Source organism: Mucilaginibacter sp. UR6-11 (assembly GCF_020880695.1).
Classification (GTDB): domain Bacteria; phylum Bacteroidota; class Bacteroidia; order Sphingobacteriales; family Sphingobacteriaceae; genus Mucilaginibacter.
Genome location: NZ_JAJIWO010000001.1, coordinates 930657 through 950147, shown reverse-complemented (window position 1 = coordinate 950147; position 19491 = coordinate 930657). Strand labels below are relative to the sequence as shown.

The following is a 19491-nucleotide window of genomic DNA, read 5'->3' as shown; positions in this document are numbered from 1 at the left end:
AGGAAAAAGCAATGTCAAGAGTAGGAAAATCACCAATACCAGTACCGGCAGGCGTTACTATTACTGTATCTGAAGATAATTTAGTTACAGTAAAAGGCCCTAAAGGCGAGCTGCATCAAGCGGTGGACACAGATATAAAAATCGTTCAGGAAGGTACCGAACTATTAGTTCAGCGCCCGTCTGAGCAAAAACGCCACAAAGCATTACATGGTTTATACCGTGCATTGTTAAACAACATGGTTGTTGGCGTAACAACAGGTTACAAAATCGAACAGGAATTAGTAGGTGTGGGTTACCGCGCAACTAATACAGGTAATACTTTAGATTTAGTGTTGGGTTACTCTCACCACTATGTATTTGAATTACCAAAAGAAATTAAAGTTTCAACTACTGCTGAAAAGGGTAAAAACCCAACCATTATTCTGGAATCAAACGATAAGCAATTGATTGGCCAGGTAGCGGCAAAAATACGCTCGTTACGTACGCCAGAGCCTTACAAAGGTAAAGGTATCAAGTTTGTTGGCGAGATATTGAGAAGAAAAGCAGGTAAATCAGCATCTAAAAAATAATCGTCATGGCAGCTAGAGCGAAATTATCAAGAAGAGAAAGAATAAAGATGGGAATCAGGAAGCGCCTTTCAGGTTCTTCAACCCGTCCTCGTTTGTCAGTGTACAGAAGCAATAAAGGTATTTATGCGCAGATCATTGACGATGTAACAGGAAAAACTATTGTATCAGCATCATCTTTATCAAAAGAGTTTACTGCTGATGGTACCAAGTCAGATCAATCAGTAGCCGTAGGCAAATTGGTTGCCGAGAAAGCTATTGCAGCCGGTATTAAGGATGTAGTTTTTGACAGGAACGGATACTTGTATCACGGTCGTGTTAAATCACTGGCCGAAGGTGCACGTGAAGGTGGGTTAAACTTTTAATCGAAAAGAGAAATGTCAACAATCAACATAAAAAGAGTAAAAACCAGCGAGATCGAATTAAAAGATCGTTTGGTAAGCATACAGCGGGTAGCCAAAGTAACTAAAGGTGGTCGTACATTCAGCTTCTCAGCTATCGTAGTGGTAGGTGACGAAAATGGTGTGGTAGGTTACGGTTTAGGTAAAGCAAAAGAGGTTACAGAAGCTATTGCAAAAGGTATTGATGATGCTAAAAAGAATTTGGTAAAAGTTCCGATTATCAACAACACGATACCTCATGAGCAAATAGGTAAATTTTCTGGCGGTTTTGTATTCTTAAAACCAGCAGCAAACGGTACCGGTGTAATAGCCGGTGGTGCGATGCGTGCGGTATTAGAGTCGGCAGGCGTACATAACGTACTTGCAAAATCAAAAGGATCATCAAACCCGCACAACGTGGTTAAAGCAACCGTATCTGCATTATCACAATTACGTGATGCGCATACAGTAGCTCAGCACCGCGGAGTTAGTTTAGGTAAAGTTTTTAACGGATAATATCATGGCGAAGATCAAAATTACCCAGATTAAGAGCGTGATCGATAGAAGCGAGCGCCAAAAAAGAACAGTGCAGGCACTGGGCTTAAAGAAAATTAACCACAGTGTGGAAGTTGAAGCCAATGCGGCTATTATAGGTATGGTTAGAAAAGTTAACCACCTGGTAGCTGTAGAAAATATTTAATATCATGAATTTAAGTAATCTGAAACCTGCAGAAGGTTCAACCAAAAATAGAAAAAGAATTGGTCGTGGTACAGGTTCTGGCCGTGGTGGTACATCTACCCGCGGTCATAAAGGTGCCGGTTCACGTTCAGGTAAAAAAACTAAAATAGGTTTTGAAGGTGGTCAAATGCCTTTGCAACGCCGTGTTCCTAAGGTAGGATTTAAAAACCCTAACCGTGTGGAGTATGTTGGTGTTAACCTTGATGTTTTGCAGGAACTAACTGAAAAATATACACTTTCAACTATTGACTTTGCTACTTTACAAGAGCATGGTTTAGCGTCAAAAAACGCCCTGGTAAAAATACTGGGCCGTGGCGAGTTGAAAGCCAAATTAGACGTTACTGCACATGCATTTACAGCTACTGCGCAAAAAGCTATAGAAGCAGCCGGTGGTACTATAGTTAAGCTATAAAACTATAAACTTTCAAATGAAGAAGTTTTTCACCACATTATCCAATATCTGGAAAATCGAAGATCTAAGAGTGCGTATAATTAACACACTCTTATTTCTTTTAATATATCGTGTAGGTTCTTTCATCCGTTTACCGGGCGTTAGCGATGCTATTGCATCCAAAGGCAAGGCAGAGGGATTAGTTGGCCTATTAAATATGTTTGCAGGAGGTTCGTTTTCACGGGTCTCTATTTTTGCATTAGGTGTTATGCCTTATATTTCTGCATCTATCGTGATGCAGTTATTGGGTATTGCTGTGCCTTACTTTGCTAAAATGCAAAAAGAGGGTGAAAGCGGCCGTAATAAAATTAACCAGTGGACACGTTATCTCACCATTTTAATCACGGCTTTACAGGCTGCGGCTTATTTGAAGTCGCAGGTAACGCCTGATGAAATGCTGATAGCTAACCCAATGTTTGTTATCATGAACACTTTTGTGTTAACCTCAGGTACATTATTTGTAATGTGGTTAGGCGAGAAGATCACCGACAAAGGTATCGGTAACGGTATCTCGCTGATCATCATGGTGGGTATTATTGCCCAGTTGCCAGGTGCATTTGTTGCAGAATTTCAAAACCGTACAACAGGTAGCGGCGGCTTAATTACATTTATTGTTGAGCTGGTAGCTTTATTGGGTGTGGTTATGTTTACGATATTGATTGTACAGGGTACCCGCAAAATTGCGGTACAGTATGCAAAACGTATTGTAGGTAACAAACAATATGGCGGCGTGCGTCAGTACATACCTTTAAAGGTAAATGCTGCGGGTGTAATGCCTATCATATTTGCACAGGCTTTAATGTTTATACCGGCAACCCTGGCGTCATTTTTCCCTGCTGCTGCATCAAACAGTATATTGATAGCATTGTCAAACTATAATTCATGGTTACATAATTTATTGTTTGCTATATTAATTATAGTGTTTACTTACTTCTATACAGCCATTACGGTTAACCCGAAACAAATGGCCGAGGATATGAAAAGGAACAATGGTTTTGTACCGGGTGTTAAACCAGGTGAGGCAACAACCAACTATATTGATGATATTATATCGAAGATCACTTTGCCGGGTTCAATATTCTTAGCCATCATCGCTATTATACCGGCCTTGGCAAACCTGGTAGGTGTTAATACGTTATTTGCAAGGTTCTTTGGTGGTACATCATTGATCATCCTTGTAGGTGTAGTTTTGGATACATTGCAACAGATAGAAAGCCATTTATTAATGCGTCATTATGATGGCTTAATGAAAACAGGCAGGATAACCGGACGTACATCAATACCTGCTGCCGCCGGAACAACGCCGACAGCAATTTAATAAAGAATGTCAAAAATTCATTATAAGTCTGCCGAAGAGATAGAGCTGATCAGATTAAGCTCAATGCTTGTGGCAAAAACACATGGAGAGATAGCGAAAGTTATCGCACCGGGTGTAAAGACTATCGAATTAGACAAACTTGCTGAAACCTTTATACGTGACAATGGCGGGATCCCCGCCTTTTTAAACTACGGAGGTTTCCCTTACTCGCTTTGCATTTCCTTGAATGACCAGGTAGTACATGGTTTCCCGGGTACCCATGTTTTAAAGGAAGGCGACCTGGTATCGGTTGACTGTGGTGTAATACTAAACAAATATTTTGGCGACTCGGCTTTTACCTTTGCCATTGGCGGGGTAAGCGAACAGGTTAAAACATTAATGCGGGTAACGCGCGAGTGTCTGGACCTGGGGATTGAAAAGGCCGTTGTTGGTAACCGCATTGGCGATATAGGCTACGCCGTACAGGAGCATGCCGAAAAGCATGGTTTTGGTGTAGTGAAAGAGCTGGTGGGCCACGGAGTGGGATTAAAGCTGCATGAAAAGCCCGAAGTGCCAAACTATGGCCGTCGCGGATCAGGCATAAAATTAGAGGAAGGAATGGTTATCGCCATCGAACCAATGATTAATGCGGGTCGTGCAGGCGTTAAGTTTTGGGATGACGGCTGGACAGTGTCAACCGTTGATGGTAAAGCATCTGCCCATTATGAACACACCGTAGCTGTTAAAAAGGGTAAAGCCGACATTTTATCATCATTTGAATATGTTGATAATGTTTTAAAAGAAAAAAATAATTAATTAAAAATATTTTATTAATTTTGCGTCCCGATTTAGGGGCGGATAATCAAGTAATAATCAGTAAAATATGGCAAAACAATCTTCGATTGAACAAGACGGTACAATTCGGGAAGCGTTATCAAACGCAATGTTCAGGGTTGAATTGGAAAATGGTCATGAGATTATTGCGCACATATCAGGTAAAATGCGGATGCATTATATCAAAATATTACCTGGCGACCGCGTAAAATTGGAAATGAGCCCTTACGATTTATCAAAGGGTAGGATAACGTACAGATATAAATAACAAATAGAGATGAAAGTTAGAGCATCCATTAAAAAACGCAGCGTTGATTGCAAGATCATCCGTCGCAACGGGAAACTTTACGTGATAAACAAAAAGAATCCAAAGTTCAAACAGCGTCAGGGATAATTAAAGACATTGTAATGATCCGCACAACGGTGGCCCGCCGTTCGGTCTTACTTAAAAAACAAAAACAAATATGGCAAGGATTTCAGGTATTGATTTACCAAAGAATAAAAGAGGAGAAATAGGGTTAACCTATATCTACGGAATAGGCCGCTCAAAATCTCAGGAGATTTTGACTAAAGCCGGTATTGACTTTAACATTAAAGTACAGGATTGGAATGACGATCAGTTAGCTTTGATCCGTGGTATCATCAACGACGAAATTAAAGTTGAAGGTGCGCTGCGTTCAGAAGTGCAGTTAAACATCAAACGTTTAATGGATATTGGTTGCTATCGTGGTACCCGTCACCGTAAAGGCTTGCCTCTGCGTGGTCAGCGTACTAAAAACAACTCACGTACCCGTAAAGGAAAACGTAAAACAGTTGCTAACAAAAAGAAAGCTACTAAATAATAGTTGATTAGTGATTAGCGAGCAGAGATTAGTTGAAGCTTTAAATCATTAGGAATAAAATAAAATTAAAAAGATTGATGGGTCCGGATTATTCAGTAATCCAGTAATTCATTAAATCAATAATTAAAAAAGAAAAATGGCTAAAAGTAAAAAAGTTACCAAAAAGCGCGTTGTAATTGTTGAAGCCGTAGGCGAAGCACACATCAACGCAACTTTTAACAATATCATTATTACCCTTACCAACAAAAGCGGACAGGCTGTATCATGGTCGTCTGCAGGTAAAATGGGTTTTAAAGGTTCTAAAAAGAACACTCCTTACGCTGCCGGTCAGGCTGCTGCCGATTGCGGTAAAGCTGCTTATGACTTAGGTTTACGTAAAGTAGAGGTATTTGTTAAAGGCCCGGGTTCTGGTCGTGAATCAGCTATCCGTACTTTGCAAACTACCGGTATTGAGGTAACTACCATAAAAGATATCACCCCGCTTCCGCACAACGGATGTCGTCCTTCCAAAAGAAGAAGAGTTTAATAATAATTCACAGATTTTTAAAGCTAAGATTCAGCAGCTGCAGGTTGCATGATACTTTAAAACAAACAAACAATGGCAAGATACACAGGCCCCAAATCAAAAATTGCGCGTAGGTTCCGCGAGCCGATCTTCGGTCCGGATAAAGCGTTAGAAAGAAAAAACTACCCACCCGGAATGCACGGTGCTTCTAAAAGAAGAGGAAAGCAATCTGAGTACGCGGTACAGTTAATGGAGAAACAAAAAGTTAAATACACTTATGGTGTATTAGAGCGTCAGTTCGAAAACCTGTTTCACCGTGCTTCTGCTAAAGAAGGCATCACCGGCGAAAACTTATTGAAATTTTTAGAGGCCCGTTTAGACAATGCTGTATACCGTTTAGGTATCGCTCCTACTCGTTCAGGTGCCCGTCAGTTAGTTGGCCACAAACATATCACCGTTAACGGCGAAGTAGTAAACATTGCTTCTTACCAGGTTAAAGCCGGCGACGTTATCGCAGTGCGTGAAAAATCAAAAACTTTAGAGGCTATCACTACTTCAGTAGCCGGCCGTAAAGTAAACAAATATAGCTGGTTAGAATGGGATGCTAATACCTTATCAGGTAAATTCCTTAACTATCCAAACCGTGACGAGATTCCTGAAAATATCAAGGAAAATCTGATCGTCGAGTTATACTCAAAATAATAACGATAATAACACGAATAGTGGTTGGCATATTATGTCAACCATTTTCGTGGTTTAAATCAGTCCAATTAAGTAAACAATAAATAAAGGATATAAATGGCAATATTAGCATTTCAGAAACCAGACAAGGTTATCATGCAAAAGTCTACTGATTTTGAGGGAACGTTTGAATTTCGTCCGTTAGAACCAGGCTTTGGCGTAACCATTGGTAATGCGCTACGTCGTATATTACTTTCATCGCTTGAAGGTTATGCAATTACTTCTGTACGTTTCTCAGGCGTAATGCATGAGTTTTCAACTATAAAAGGAGTTGTTGAAGACGTTACCGAGATCATATTAAACTTAAAACAAGTTAGGTTTAAAAAGACAGGTGAGTCTGGCGACAGTGAAAAAGTTTTCGTGATCATCAATGGTCAGGATACTTTTAATGCTGGTGATATAACTAAGTTCTCAAATAACTTTACAGTTTTAAATCCTGATTTGGTTATCTGCAACATGGATTCATCAGTAACGCTTGAAATTGAATTCACGATCAACAAAGGCCGTGGTTACGTAGCAAGCGAAGAAAATAAAAATCCGGATGCGAATGTTGGTGTAATAGCTATTGACTCTATTTACACGCCAATCAAAAACGTAAAATACACTATTGAAAACTATCGTGTAGAGCAAAAAACCGATTACGAGAAATTGGTATTGGATATTGCTACAGACGGTTCAATCCATCCGGAAGACGCGTTAAAAGAAGCTGCTAAGATCCTGATCCAGCACTTTATGTTATTTAGCGACGAGAACATGATGTTAGAGGCGCAGGCCAAAGAAGAAACTAAAGAAGTTGACGAGGAAATTTTACATATGCGTAAAATCCTTAAAACTGAATTGGTTGATCTTGACCTTTCAGTACGTGCATTAAACTGCTTAAAAGCAGCTGATATCCGCAGCCTGGCTGACCTGGTATCATATGACGTAGCAGATATGTTGAAATTCAGAAACTTTGGTAAAAAATCATTGACTGAAATTCAGGACCTGGTAAAATCAAAAGGTTTATCTTTTGGCATGAACTTGTCAAAATTTAAATTAGACGAAGAATAATTTAGTGATTAGAGGTTAGAGATTAGTTAATAGTCTTTAACCTCTTTTCATTTATACAAAAAGAGTAGTTACAGCAAGGCGATCTTGCTAACTCCAAACACAAATTTTTAACGGAGTATTTGCATAATTCCGCGGGCTTGACTGAGAAGCCGCCCAACGGTATGCACGTGCCACAAACAACAAAACAATGAGACACGGTAAAAAACACAACCACTTAGGCCGCACAACCAGTCACCGTAAGGCGATGTTGAGCAACATGGCTACCTCGCTTATTTTACACAAGCGCATCACTACAACATTAGCTAAAGCAAAAGCTTTACGCGTTTATGTAGAACCAATCCTTACAAAAGGTAAAGACGATACTACACACTCACGTCGTACAGTATTTAGCTACCTGCAGGACAAAGAAGCAACAACTATCCTTTTCCGCGAAATTGCTGAAAAAATTGCTAACCGCCCGGGTGGTTACACCAGGATTGTTAAATTAGAAAATCGTTTAGGCGATAACGCTGAAATGGCAATCATCGAGTTAGTTGATTATAACACCGTATACGGTACTGACGCTGCACAAGCTGCTAAGAAAACAACACGTCGTCGTGGCGGAGCCGGCAAAGCAAAAGCTGACGCACCTGCGGCAAGCGCTGCGGTAACTCCGGCTGATGAGGCACCAGTTGCAGAAGCACCAGTTGAAGCAGTAGCAGAAGCACCGGTTGCAGAAGCACCGGTTGCTGAGGCAGCAGTTGAAGCCCCGGCAGCAGCAGAAGCAGCACCAGCTGTTGAAGAAGCTCCTGAAGCACCAGCTGCAGGCGAAGAAAACGCAGAAAAAGGAGAATAATTAATTTCTCTTTTAGAAATAGAAAAGCCCCGCTCAATTTGAGCGGGGCTTTTTTTGTGAATAATGATGTAGAGACGCAATATTTTGCGTCTCATTGCAGGATTTGCGTCTTATTGCAATATGGTGCGTCTCATTGCAGGTTGTAAAAATTATCCTCATTATTTCCATTTAATAACCATTGCTCAGGGTTGTTAAAAATATAGTTGCGGATGTTTGAATATTCCTTTTCGTTTTGAATAACACGGTCATAGTACCGGGGTTGCCAGTTAAATTCAATTCTGTTTATAGTTGCATAAGTTTTTACAGATGCTTTATATCCACGAATAACAGATGCCAGGTTTTGGCTTTGTACGCCGAATTTATTTATGTCCCAAAATTCTTTGTCAGGTTTATTAATAAATAGTATACCGTGAATATGATCAGGCATTATTACAAATTCGTCTAATTCAATAAATGAAAAGTGATTGGGTATATCTAACCAATTGTTATAGGCAACTTCTCCAATTAACGTTTGATGTAGAGACGCAATATTTTGCGTCTCCGGGGAAGATGTTATTTCTCCAAAATAATGGGTTCGATCTTTTGTGCAAATGGTAATATAATACAGGCCGTGTGAGCCATAATCCCAATTTGACAATCTTGCCGTGGAAATGCGGTATTCGCCTCTGTATTTATCATCCATATGTTGAATATAAATGATTCTGCACTGAGACGCAAAATATTGCGTCTCTACATGAATAAATGATTGGGCATAGAGACGCAAAATATTGCGTCTCTACGTGAATATAAATGATTGTGCACTGAGACGCAAAATATTGCGTCTCTACGTGAATAAATGATTCTGCACTGAGACGCAAAATATTGCGTCTCTACATGATGTTTTCTGCCAACCTGTCACCATAATCAGACAGCATTCTGACTGAAATATACCTTTCACCTTTTCCCTTTCACCTTTTTACCTAATAATTCTGCCAAACCCAAATTGGCACAACCATTGTTAAACAGGTAGTAGTAAACAAAACAATCAAGAAATAAATAATCATATGTCTAAAATAATCGGAATCGACTTAGGAACCACAAACTCCTGCGTAGCTGTAATGGAAGGTAATGAACCTGTAGTTATAGCAAACAGCGAGGGAAAACGTACTACGCCGTCAGTAGTAGCTTTTATCGACAACGGCGAGCGTAAAGTAGGAGATCCTGCAAAACGTCAGGCTATTACCAATCCTACAAAAACTATTTCATCTATTAAACGCTTCATGGGTAACCAGTTTAACGAGGTTACTAAAGAAGCGGCCCGCATGCCTTATACGGTAGTAAAAGGCGATAACAACACACCTCGTGTTGAAATCGGCGACCGTAAATACACGCCACAGGAAATCTCAGCAATGATCCTTCAAAAAATGAAGAAAACGGCTGAAGACTTTTTGGGCCATGAAGTTACTGAAGCGGTTATTACCGTACCGGCTTACTTTAATGATGCACAACGCCAGGCTACCAAAGAAGCCGGTGAAATTGCAGGTTTAAAAGTACGTCGTATCATTAATGAGCCTACTGCTGCTGCCCTTGCTTATGGTTTGGACAAAGCACACAAAGACATGAAAATTGCCGTATTTGATTGCGGTGGTGGTACGCATGACGTGTCAATCCTTGAATTAGGTGATGGCGTGTTCGAAGTAAAATCAACTGATGGTGATACACACTTAGGTGGTGATGACTTTGACCAGGTAATTATCGACTGGATGGCAGACGAATTTAAATCTGACGAAGGTGTTGATCTGCGTAAGGATCCAATGGCTTTGCAACGTTTAAAAGAATCTGCAGAGAAAGCTAAAATTGAATTATCAAGCTCTCCGCAAACAGAAATTAACTTACCATATATCACTGCTGCTGATGGCATGCCTAAGCACCTGGTGAAAACTTTAACCCGTGCCAAGTTTGAGCAATTGGCTGACAGCCTGATCAAACGGACTATCGAGCCTTGTAAAACTGCTTTGAAAAATGCAGGTTACAGCACATCAGATATCGACGAGGTTATTTTGGTAGGTGGTTCTACACGTATCCCTGCTATACAGGATGCCGTACAAAAATTCTTCGGTAAAGCACCATCAAAAGGTGTTAACCCTGATGAAGTTGTTGCTATCGGTGCCGCTATACAAGGTGGTGTATTGACAGGTGAAGTGAAGGATGTATTGTTGTTAGACGTTACCCCACTATCATTAGGTATTGAAACTATGGGTGGTGTAATGACCCGGTTGATCGAGTCAAACACAACTATCCCGACAAAAAAATCTGAGACATTCTCAACCGCGTCTGATAACCAGCCATCTGTTGAGATCCATATCTTACAAGGTGAGCGCCCTATGGCACAAGGTAACCGTACCATTGGCCGTTTCCACTTAGACGGATTGCCACCTGCGCCACGTGGTGTACCACAGGTTGAGGTAACCTTTGATATCGATGCCAACGGTATATTACACGTATCGGCTAAAGATAAAGCTACCGGTAAAGAGCAAAAGATCCGTATTGAAGCATCATCTGGTTTAACCGATGCCGAGATCAAGAAAATGAAGGACGAAGCGGAAGCTAACGCTGATGCTGACAAAGCGGCAAAAGAAGAAGTTGAAAAACTGAACAGCGCTGACGCTTTGATCTTTAGCACCGAAAAACAACTGAAAGAGTTTGGTGATAAACTACCGGCTGACAAAAAAGCACCTATTGAAGAAGGTTTAACAAAATTAAAAGCTGCTTATGCTTCTAAAAACCTTGCTGATATTGATGTAGCTCAGGCTGAGTTAAACACTGCCTGGACAGCAGCTTCTGAAGAGATGTACAAAGCATCTGCAGAAGGTGGCCAGCCGGCAGGAGATGCAGGCGCACCGGGAGCCGGTCCGCAAGACCACTCTGACACGGTAACTGACGTTGACTTTGAAGAAGTAAAAGACGACAGCAAATAATCTCAATATATATTAGTTAAAAGCCCTGCTCCGTTTATTGGAGCAGGGCTTTTTTGTTTGAGTTTGGTTAGGGCGTTCCCTTTGGGCCGGGCTGTTCATTCATACGCCTTGAGGCCTTAGGCCCGGGCCGGTATACATTTCCATCCCTAACGCAATTTAGCCTGACCGCTCGGGCCGGGTTCATTATTGAGGTGAGGAATAAAAGTAAAAAGACTCCGGAATGAACAATTATTAATAAGTTATGATAAAAGGTTGAGTTGAGTTCTCAGCTTCGATGGTACCTGCATTCTCAAACCCGTGCCAAACCACTTTTATTATTGAATATTTAGAAACAAAACTTCCCTCAACCTCACCAAATATAACTGCACGTTTCTGCGGATCAAAGCTGATCTCCCGTTTATAAAAGGCGCCGTTTTGATAATCATATGATGTTCCGTCATCCTCATAATAAACAAAAGCATTAGCTTCGGTACCGTTCCAGATATGAACAAGCAATATCCCATCACCGGCTTCATTGGTGCTTTGTACCACATTTTGCATCGGCACGATAGCGCCGGCTTTGGCAAACACGGGCAGATCTGTCAGTGGGCATGACACTTTAACAACCTGGCTGCCGCTATACTTTTCGTCGCTGCCTAAACGGTACCAATCGCCCGCGGGCAGGTACACGTCGACCCCGTCCGCGGTGCTGATAACCGGTGCAACCAATAACCCGTCGCCAAATAAAAACTGGTTCTGGTAGTTGATATCGAAGACGTTCTCATCCTGCGTATAATCAATGGCCAGTGTGCGGCTTAAAGGCAAACCGGTTTGTACCGATTGATAGAAGCCCGAATAAATGTAGGGCAGCAGTTTATACCGCTGCTCAATATCTTTTTTAATGATTTGCTCATACTCATCGCCCCATTGCCATGGTTCGCGCATGCTCATGCCAAGGGCGGCATGGTTGCGGTACATTGGCGTATAGGACCCCAGCGAATTCCAGCGCACCATTAACTCCGGCGTTGGGTTACCCATAAACCCGCCGATATCAACACCGATCAATGACATGCCGGTTAACCCCAGACTATTTACCAATCGTTGGCCGAATAGCATGTGCTCATCTGTCGCGGCGTTATCACCCGTCCAAACGGCCGAGTAACGCTGTATGCCGGCATAAGCGGCACGGGTGAGTATAAATGGGCGTTTGCCGTTTAAAATGCGTTTAGTACCGTTATAAGTGGCCCTTGCCATTTGCATGCCATACACGTTCCTTATCTCTGGCATAAACTTATCGCCGAATTTTACCAGCCAGGGCATGTTTTGTCCCCAGGCGGCAGGTTCGTTCATATCGTTCCAAAAACCTTCAACACCCGGGTCGGTTAAAGCTTTGAAGGATGCGCCCCACCATTCGCGCACTTCCTCATTTAAAAAGTCGGGGAAATGGCAGCGGCCCGGCCAAACACTGGCGGTATATAACTCGCCGTTGGGGTAGGTGGCAAAGTAATGCTTGTCCACGCCTTCTTTATATTCGCTGTAATTTTCATCTATTTTTATTCCGGGATCTACGATAGTAACCAGCCTGAAATCCATAGCTTTCAACTCGTCAATCATTCCTTTCGGATCCGGGAAGGTTTCCCTGTTCCAGGTAAAGATCTTGTAACCATCCATGTAATCAATGTCGCAATACATCACATCAGCCGGGATGTGCTTTTCGCGGAACGTGCGGGCCACATCCAGCACCTCGCCGGCGCTCATATAGCTCCACCGGCATTGCTGGTAACCCAGGCTCCATAACGGCGGCATTTCCATGCGGCCGGTTAACCAGGTATAATCCGCCAGGATATTGCGGATACCCTGCGCGCCGATGAAATAATAGTTCATGTCGCCGCCATCGGCCCCAAACCAGCTCATCTGCTCATCGGTAGTGGCGCCAAAGTCGAAATAGCTTTTATGGGTATTATCAAAAAACAGTCCGTAACTGAGCCCGCTATGCAGGCCGATAAAGAACGGGAAGGTTTTGTATAAGGGATCGGTAGTAATGGTATGCAACGAAGCATCGGTGTTCCAGTTTACATAGTTGCAGCCGCGGCGGTTCAGGTCGCCGGCTTTCTCGCCCAGGCCTATAAATTTCTCGTCGGGATACAACTTCCGGTAGTTGATCACCCGTTCGCCCTGCCAGTTGGTGCCAAAGCGTGCATCGTCTTCGCTTAAGGGCTTGCCATCAGCCGTATAAAAATTAAAACGTAACGGGTTGATGTTTACGATTAGCTTTAGTGCCGCCGTGGTTAACTCAACCTGCTCACTCAAATGCCGCCAGGTAAAATCATCCAGCGGCTTTTCAATTACCGCGAACGAACTGTCAGCTTCGCTAAAATTTTTGCTGATACAAACCCGGATGATGGTGGGGCTGTATACCCAAACGCGGGCTTCGGCTTGCGCCGTTTTAATAACCAACGCGCCATTTTGGTAGGTAACGGTATTGGCATTGCCTAATATTTCTAACTGCATATCCTAATGAACAGCAATATCGTTTTTTTAGTTTGGGAAAGGTGTGATTAAAGTAAATAAGTAACAGCCCAATGTTTGGTATCATAAACTGTTCTGTGCTTTCAGTTGAACGGGCGATTTAGATATTGTATATTTGGATACAGCCTACCAAAATGATAAAGCGCAGCACCGATCCCTTCTCAGAATTCATCCAGTCAGAGCAAGCGGGTGGCGTATTGTTAATAGTTTGCGTAATCGCTTCGCTGGTTATTGCCAACACGGCCGCTCATGATAGTTTTGCCCGGTTGTTAGCCTGTACATTCGGTTATGAATCGGCAGTTATCCATTTAAAATATTCCCTGCTGGGCTGGATCAATGACGGCCTGATGGCCATCTTCTTTTTCCTGATTGGGCTGGAGATCAAAAATGAGATGATTGACGGCCATTTGTCAAGCTTTAAAATTGCCGCCGTACCCATATTTGCCGCGGTAGGCGGGGCAATAGTGCCGGCTGTCATATTCTTCGCATTTAATTACGGGCAGCCCACCGGTAGCGGCTGGGCCATCCCCATGGCTACTGATATTGCTTTTGCCCTGGGTGTACTGTCATTACTGGGCAAACTGGTACCGGCGTCGTTAAAAGTGCTGCTGTCAACCCTGGCCGTAGTTGATGATCTGCTGGCTATAATTATCATTGCGGTATTTTATTCAACAACCCTGCACTGGCTGTACCTTGGTATAGCAACAGGTATATTTTTGCTGTTGCTGCTAATGAATAAACTGGGCGTAAAACACGTTGCATTTTATTTGATCCCGGGGATTATATTATGGTACTTTATCCATCATTCGGGCGTTCATGCCACCATCGCCGGGGTATTAACAGCATTGGCTATCCCGGTCAGTTCAAAAAAAGGACCGGTGCTGGCCAAATTGGCCCACCAGCTTAATACGCCCGTTAATTTTGTTATCATGCCGTTGTTTGCGCTGGCCAACACCAATATCCATTTTGAGGCCGGTATAATCAACGGCGTTGCGGGCCTGCTGGGGCTTGGGATAATTTTAGGGCTGGTATTTGGCAAGCCAACAGGTGTGATGCTTTTTGCCTGGTTAACCGTTAAGCTTAAAATAGGCGCATTGCCTGATCAGTTGTCATGGAAACACATTGCCGGCATGGGGATACTGGCGGGGATTGGCTTTACCATGTCGATATTTATTTCGCTGTTGTCATTTGGCAGGTCGGCTTATAACACCGAGGCTAAATTTGCTATTTTGATCGCCTCGGTTATTGCCGGGGTAGCGGGATTTTTATACCTGAGAAGAATCCTGATTGGGAACAAAAAGTCCCCGCTTTAAGCTGATTTTTATTCTGTATTGTTCCGGGGGCGTTCCGAAGTGTTCCGGGGGCGTTCCGAAGTGTTCCGCTCCGTTCCGGGGTGTTCCGAAGTGTTCCGGGGTGTTCCGCAGTGTTCCGGCTGTTCCGCTTCGTTCCGCTCGCGCAAAGTGGAACACCTGGTTCATAGCAAAGGTGTGAAACAAAAAATCCCGCCGTTAAGCGGGATTTTATTTCTTATAGCGTCCTGATTAGCTCCAAAGGTTAGCCGGATAAACACCAGCCTCAATCAAATCAGATATTGATTTCTGTACGATGGGTTTATCTTCCTTATAGGTTACGCCAAACCATTTTGAGCCGGTTGGGATCACTTTAAATGATGCCTGCCCGCTTTTGATCAGCTGATCGGCAACCAGGGGGATAAAAAACTCGGCTTTTGGATTATTCTCATTGGCCGCAACAAAATCCCTGAACATTTGCTCGCTTTGTTTAAATACTGCCGGCGTAAATCCCCAGAAATTCATTGATACGCGGGTATCGTTTGGTAGCGGGTGCTCGCCGGTTGCGTCTTTATAGGCCACGCTGCCGTCTTCTTTAAAATAAACTTCGGTACGCTCGTTTACCTCGGTCATGTTGCCATTGGCATCCACCTCGCAAACGCCGCGCGATACTGAACCATAATCAGACAAGGTACGGTCAATCTGGTAACCAATCAATGAATAATGATCGTCTCTTACTTCGGTCGTTAAAAACTTAACCATTTTTTCAAATGAATCGTAGCCATAATAGTCATCCGCATTGATAACGCAAAAAGGCTCATGGATCTGGTTGCGGGCCGCCAATACCGCGTGGGCGGTGCCCCAGGGTTTAGCGCGCTCAATAGTTTTGTCAATCCCAAAAGGCTTAAGGTCGAAACTTTGAAATACATAATCAGTTTCAATACGGCCTTTCAGCTTTGGTTCAAAAATGGCTTTAAAGGGTTCAACAAACTCCTCGCGGATAATGAAGCTTACTTTTCCAAATCCGGCACGGATGGCGTCATGGATAGAATAGTCAATAATGGTTTCGCCATTTGGGCCAAAGCCATCTATCTGCTTCATGCTGCCGTAGCGGCTGGCCATCCCTGCGGCCAGTATTAATAGTGTTGGTTTCATAATGGTTGTTGGGCTTTAGGCCCGGTATGTCAAACGTTAATAAGGTTAAAATGTTTATTTGATGTATCTGAAATCCTGTCCTGATTTGATATTTAACAATGCTTCATAGATGAGGCGGATAACATTGTCGCAATCTTCTTTGTGCACCATTTCAACGGTGGTATGCATATAGCGCAGGCATAAGGATATCAATGCAGACGGCACGCCATCATTTGAGTAAGCAAATGCATCGGTATCGGTACCGGTTGAGCGTGATGAAGCCTGGCGCTGGAAAGGGATACCTGCTTTATCGGCAGTATCCATCAGCAGCTTGTTCAGGTTGTTTTGTACCGCCGGGGCGTAAGATACCACCGGTCCGCGGCCGCAAGCCAGGTCGCCCTGGGTAATCTTGCTGATCATCGGTGTTTGGGTATCATGCGTAACGTCGGTAACAATAGCTACGTTTGGTTTAATGCGGTGCGCAATCATTTCGGCGCCACGCAGGCCAATCTCTTCCTGAACGGCATTGACGATGTATAAGCCAAAAGGCAGTTTCTTTTTATTTTCTTTTAATAAACGGGCAACTTCGGCAATCATGAAGCCACCAACCCGGTTGTCTAAAGCACGGCCGACGTAGTAGCGGTCGTTCAGTACCATAAACTCATCCTCATAAGTAATCACACAGCCCACATGGATACCCATTTTCTCAACTTCTTCTTTTGTGGTAGCGCCGCAGTCTAAAAAGATGTTTTTAAGTGATGGGGCCTCTTCTTTTTCGCCACCCATGCGGGTGTGGATAGCCGGCCAGCCAAATACAGCTTTAACAATGCCCTTATCGGTATGGATATTAACACGTTTTGACGGCGCTATCTGGTGATCAGAACCACCGTTACGGATGACATAGATCAAACCGTCGCTCGTAATATAATTAACGAACCAGGAGATCTCATCAGCGTGGGCCTCTATAACAACCTTATATTCGGCTTTAGGGTTGATGATGGCTACCGCGGTGCCGTAATTGTCAACATAATGATCGTCAACATACGGTTTGATATAATCCAGCCACAACTCCTGGCCCTTCCACTCGAAACCGGTAGGCGAGGCATTATTGATATATTTTTCGAGAAAAGCTAATGATGTATCGGTTACAACAGGAACGTGCTCTTTTTTATCTGATTTCTTTTTAGACATAGTGTTGTTGGTGCCTTTTAAGTGGCTTGCAAATATAGTAATTGAGGTAAAAGGTTAAAGGATAAAGGTAAAAGGTTTTTGGCGGGTTTAGCAGATTGTTTTAGCTTATCCTTTTGCTTAAATTTAAATGGCCTTTTCCATGACCTCATAATCAAAACCATTTTTTGAAAACAGCTTGCCGGTTTGCACAAATCCATAACGCAAATAAAAACCTATAGCGGTAACCCGGGCATTGCACCATATTCTTTTAGCGCCTTCGGCGATGGCAAAATCAATGATGTAATTTAGCATGGCTTTGCCAATGCCTGTGTTTTGCATTTCGGCAGCCACGGCAAATTTCCTAAACTGAAAACCAGTGCCATCCCGGAACAAAGAAACCACGCCTGCCAAATTATTATCCCGAAACGCGCCAAAATGATAGCCGTGATTATCCTCTTCCATTTCCATCTCATACAACCTGGAATTGGGGTACAGCACCTGCTGCCGCAAGCGCCAGGTTAGTTCGGGGCGGATTTGTTCGATGGTAATCATAATATATAAATTGTCATTTCGAAACGTAGTGAGAAATCTTAAACGCCTTGCTATTTAGCAGCTCATATTTTTACAACGGAATATTTCCATGCTTCTTCCTCGGATTGTTTACCACCTTATTTTCCAGCATTTTGAAGGCCCGGATCAGCTTCAGGCGGGTTTCTGCCGGCTCAATCACCTCGTCAATAAAACCACGCTCGGCGGCGCGGTAGGGGTTGGCAAAGGTATCGGAGTATAATTGCTCCTTTTCTTTCCACTTCGCTTCCGGGTTTTCTGCCGAGCTGATTTCGCGTTTAAAAATGATCTCGGCAGCGCCTTTGGCGCCCATAACCGCAATCTCGGCCGACGGCCAGGCAAAGTTCATATCGGCACCGATGTGTTTGGAGTTCATTACATCATAAGCGCCGCCATAGGCCTTACGGGTAATAACCGTGATCCGCGGAACTGTTGCTTCACAAAAGGCATACAATAGCTTGGCGCCATTGGTGATAATGGCGTTCCACTCCTGGTCCGTCCCCGGTAAAAAGCCCGGGACATCTTCCAGCACCAATAGCGGGATGTTAAAGCTATCGCAGAAGCGTACAAAGCGTGCCGCTTTGGTTGAGGCATGTCTATCTAACACACCCGCTAAAAAGCCGGGTTGGTTAGCAACAATACCAATGCTGCGGCCTGCCAGCCGGGCAAAGCCTACCACAATGTTTTCGGCAAAATCTTTATGGACCTCTAAAAACGAGTCGTCATCAATGATATGGGTGATCACTTCGCGAACATCATAAGGCTGCAAAGCCGCTTCGGGTAAGATGTCATTTAGTTCGGGTCGTAGTTCGTTTGTGGGCTCGTAAGCCAGCGCCGGCGCCTCGTCCTCGCAATTCTGCGGCATATAGCTTAGCAGTTTTTTAATATGCTGAATAGCTTCGATCTCATTAACGCAGGCAAAATGGGTGACGCCTGATTTAGTGGCATGGGTATGTGCGCCGCCCAGTTCCTCGGAGGTCACAATTTCATGCGTTACCGTTTTTACTACGTTGGGGCCGGTTACAAACATGTAGGAAGTATGCTCAACCATCAAAATAAAATCGGTAATAGCTGGCGAATAAACGGCGCCACCTGCGCACGGCCCCATAATAGCCGAGATCTGCGGCACCACGCCCGATGCCATGGTATTATGGTAAAATATATCGGCATAGCCGCCTAAGGATACCACGCCTTCCTGGATACGGGCACCGCCCGAATCATTGAGCCCGACAACCGGGGCCCCGTTCTTTATAGCAAGTTCCATAATCCTGCAGATCTTTTCGGCATGGGTTTCAGACAGCGAGCCGCCGAAAACGGTAAAGTCCTGCGAGTATACATAGATCAAACGCCCGTTAACGGTGCCATAGCCGGTAACCACGCCATCGCCGGGATATTTTTCAGCCTCCATCCCAAAATCGGTAGACCGGTGGGTAACCAGCATACCTATTTCCTGGAAGGACCCCTCGTCCATTAAAAAGTGTAAACGCTCGCGCGCGGTTAATTTTCCTTTTTTATGCTGACTTTCAATACGGGCCTGGCCGCCACCGGCGAGGGCTTGTTCACGCTTGTCTTTTAGTTGGTTTATTTTGGTATCCACAATAGTAATTATAGTGTAAGATTATAAAA

22 protein-coding genes are annotated in these 19491 nt (G+C 43.5%); 16 read left to right on the top strand and 6 right to left on the bottom strand.

The window, feature by feature from the left end; genetic code table 11:
- The first annotated feature begins 11 nt into the window (after window positions 1-11).
- The 14 genes from rplF to rplQ all read left to right on the top strand — a co-directional run bounded on the left by rplF (window position 12) and on the right by rplQ (window position 8240).
- The gene (rplF, locus tag LJ658_RS04435) at window positions 12-569 is read left to right on the top strand and encodes a 50S ribosomal protein L6 (RefSeq protein WP_230545256.1); all 558 of its coding nucleotides are present in this window, start codon (window positions 12-14) and stop codon (window positions 567-569) included.
- 5 nt (window positions 570-574) lie between these two features.
- Window positions 575-931, top strand: coding sequence for a 50S ribosomal protein L18 (gene rplR / locus LJ658_RS04430; protein WP_230545255.1), 357 nt, complete (start codon window positions 575-577; stop codon window positions 929-931).
- A gap of 12 nt (window positions 932-943) precedes the next feature.
- A complete protein-coding gene (gene rpsE / locus LJ658_RS04425; protein ID WP_230545254.1) occupies window positions 944-1462 on the top strand; it encodes a 30S ribosomal protein S5 in 519 nt (172 codons plus the stop codon).
- Window positions 1463-1466: 4 nt separating this feature from the next.
- Window positions 1467-1646 (top strand): 50S ribosomal protein L30, encoded by a 180-nt coding sequence (rpmD, locus tag LJ658_RS04420; RefSeq protein WP_230545253.1) that lies wholly within the window; start codon window positions 1467-1469, stop codon window positions 1644-1646.
- 4 nt (window positions 1647-1650) lie between these two features.
- On the top strand, window positions 1651-2097 hold the full coding sequence (gene rplO, locus LJ658_RS04415) for a 50S ribosomal protein L15 (RefSeq protein ID WP_230545252.1): 447 nt from the start codon (window positions 1651-1653) through the stop codon (window positions 2095-2097).
- A 16-nt stretch (window positions 2098-2113) separates the two neighbouring features.
- On the top strand, window positions 2114-3454 hold the full coding sequence (gene secY / locus LJ658_RS04410; RefSeq protein WP_230545251.1) for a preprotein translocase subunit SecY: 1341 nt from the start codon (window positions 2114-2116) through the stop codon (window positions 3452-3454).
- A gap of 6 nt (window positions 3455-3460) precedes the next feature.
- Window positions 3461-4249 carry a type I methionyl aminopeptidase gene (gene map, locus LJ658_RS04405; protein WP_230545250.1) on the top strand — a complete coding sequence of 263 codons (789 nt, stop codon included), beginning with the start codon at window positions 3461-3463 and terminating at the stop codon, window positions 4247-4249.
- A 67-nt stretch (window positions 4250-4316) separates the two neighbouring features.
- The gene (infA, locus tag LJ658_RS04400; RefSeq protein WP_090643449.1) at window positions 4317-4535 is read left to right on the top strand and encodes a translation initiation factor IF-1; all 219 of its coding nucleotides are present in this window, start codon (window positions 4317-4319) and stop codon (window positions 4533-4535) included.
- Window positions 4536-4544: 9 nt separating this feature from the next.
- Window positions 4545-4661, top strand: coding sequence for a 50S ribosomal protein L36 (rpmJ, locus tag LJ658_RS04395; protein ID WP_082855993.1), 117 nt, complete (start codon window positions 4545-4547; stop codon window positions 4659-4661).
- A 70-nt stretch (window positions 4662-4731) separates the two neighbouring features.
- Window positions 4732-5109 (top strand): 30S ribosomal protein S13, encoded by a 378-nt coding sequence (gene rpsM / locus LJ658_RS04390; protein ID WP_230545249.1) that lies wholly within the window; start codon window positions 4732-4734, stop codon window positions 5107-5109.
- A gap of 136 nt (window positions 5110-5245) precedes the next feature.
- Window positions 5246-5635, top strand: coding sequence for a 30S ribosomal protein S11 (gene rpsK, locus LJ658_RS04385; RefSeq protein WP_230545248.1), 390 nt, complete (start codon window positions 5246-5248; stop codon window positions 5633-5635).
- 72 nt (window positions 5636-5707) lie between these two features.
- Entirely contained in the window at window positions 5708-6316 is a 609-nt protein-coding gene (gene rpsD, locus LJ658_RS04380) for a 30S ribosomal protein S4 (RefSeq protein ID WP_230545247.1), read from the top strand.
- 96 nt (window positions 6317-6412) lie between these two features.
- The gene (locus LJ658_RS04375) at window positions 6413-7405 is read left to right on the top strand and encodes a DNA-directed RNA polymerase subunit alpha (protein ID WP_230545246.1); all 993 of its coding nucleotides are present in this window, start codon (window positions 6413-6415) and stop codon (window positions 7403-7405) included.
- A 187-nt stretch (window positions 7406-7592) separates the two neighbouring features.
- Window positions 7593-8240, top strand: coding sequence for a 50S ribosomal protein L17 (gene rplQ, locus LJ658_RS04370; RefSeq protein ID WP_230545245.1), 648 nt, complete (start codon window positions 7593-7595; stop codon window positions 8238-8240).
- Window positions 8241-8370: 130 nt separating this feature from the next.
- Here rplQ and LJ658_RS04365 read toward each other — a convergent pair whose 3' ends face one another.
- On the bottom strand, window positions 8371-8922 hold the full coding sequence (locus tag LJ658_RS04365; RefSeq protein WP_230545244.1) for a transposase: 552 nt from the start codon (window positions 8920-8922) through the stop codon (window positions 8371-8373).
- Window positions 8923-9283: 361 nt separating this feature from the next.
- Here LJ658_RS04365 and dnaK point away from each other — a divergent pair, with 361 nt between their 5' ends.
- A complete protein-coding gene (dnaK, locus tag LJ658_RS04360) occupies window positions 9284-11197 on the top strand; it encodes a molecular chaperone DnaK (protein WP_230545243.1) in 1914 nt (637 codons plus the stop codon).
- Window positions 11198-11428: 231 nt separating this feature from the next.
- Here the strand turns inward: dnaK and LJ658_RS04355 are convergent, their stop codons facing one another.
- The gene (locus LJ658_RS04355; RefSeq protein WP_230545242.1) at window positions 11429-13687 is read right to left on the bottom strand and encodes a glycoside hydrolase family 31 protein; all 2259 of its coding nucleotides are present in this window, start codon (window positions 13685-13687) and stop codon (window positions 11429-11431) included.
- Between the two features lie 152 nt (window positions 13688-13839).
- Here LJ658_RS04355 and nhaA point away from each other — a divergent pair, with 152 nt between their 5' ends.
- Complete coding sequence (gene nhaA / locus LJ658_RS04350) at window positions 13840-15018, top strand: Na+/H+ antiporter NhaA (RefSeq protein ID WP_230545241.1); 1179 nt, start codon at window positions 13840-13842, stop codon at window positions 15016-15018.
- A gap of 228 nt (window positions 15019-15246) precedes the next feature.
- On the opposite strand, the gene LJ658_RS04345 is transcribed toward nhaA, so the two are convergent.
- The 4 genes from LJ658_RS04345 to LJ658_RS04330 all read right to left on the bottom strand — a co-directional run bounded on the left by LJ658_RS04345 (window position 15247) and on the right by LJ658_RS04330 (window position 19462).
- Window positions 15247-16149 (bottom strand): sugar phosphate nucleotidyltransferase, encoded by a 903-nt coding sequence (locus tag LJ658_RS04345; protein ID WP_230545240.1) that lies wholly within the window; start codon window positions 16147-16149, stop codon window positions 15247-15249.
- 54 nt (window positions 16150-16203) lie between these two features.
- Window positions 16204-17319: a M42 family metallopeptidase gene (locus LJ658_RS04340; RefSeq protein ID WP_230545239.1), complete on the bottom strand. Its 1116-nt coding sequence runs from the start codon at window positions 17317-17319 to the stop codon at window positions 16204-16206.
- Window positions 17320-17442: 123 nt separating this feature from the next.
- Window positions 17443-17850 (bottom strand): GNAT family N-acetyltransferase, encoded by a 408-nt coding sequence (locus tag LJ658_RS04335; RefSeq protein WP_230545238.1) that lies wholly within the window; start codon window positions 17848-17850, stop codon window positions 17443-17445.
- Between the two features lie 70 nt (window positions 17851-17920).
- Window positions 17921-19462, bottom strand: a complete 1542-nt coding sequence (locus LJ658_RS04330; RefSeq protein ID WP_230545237.1) for an acyl-CoA carboxylase subunit beta — start codon at window positions 19460-19462, stop codon at window positions 17921-17923.
- Between the last annotated feature and the right edge of the window lie 29 nt (window positions 19463-19491).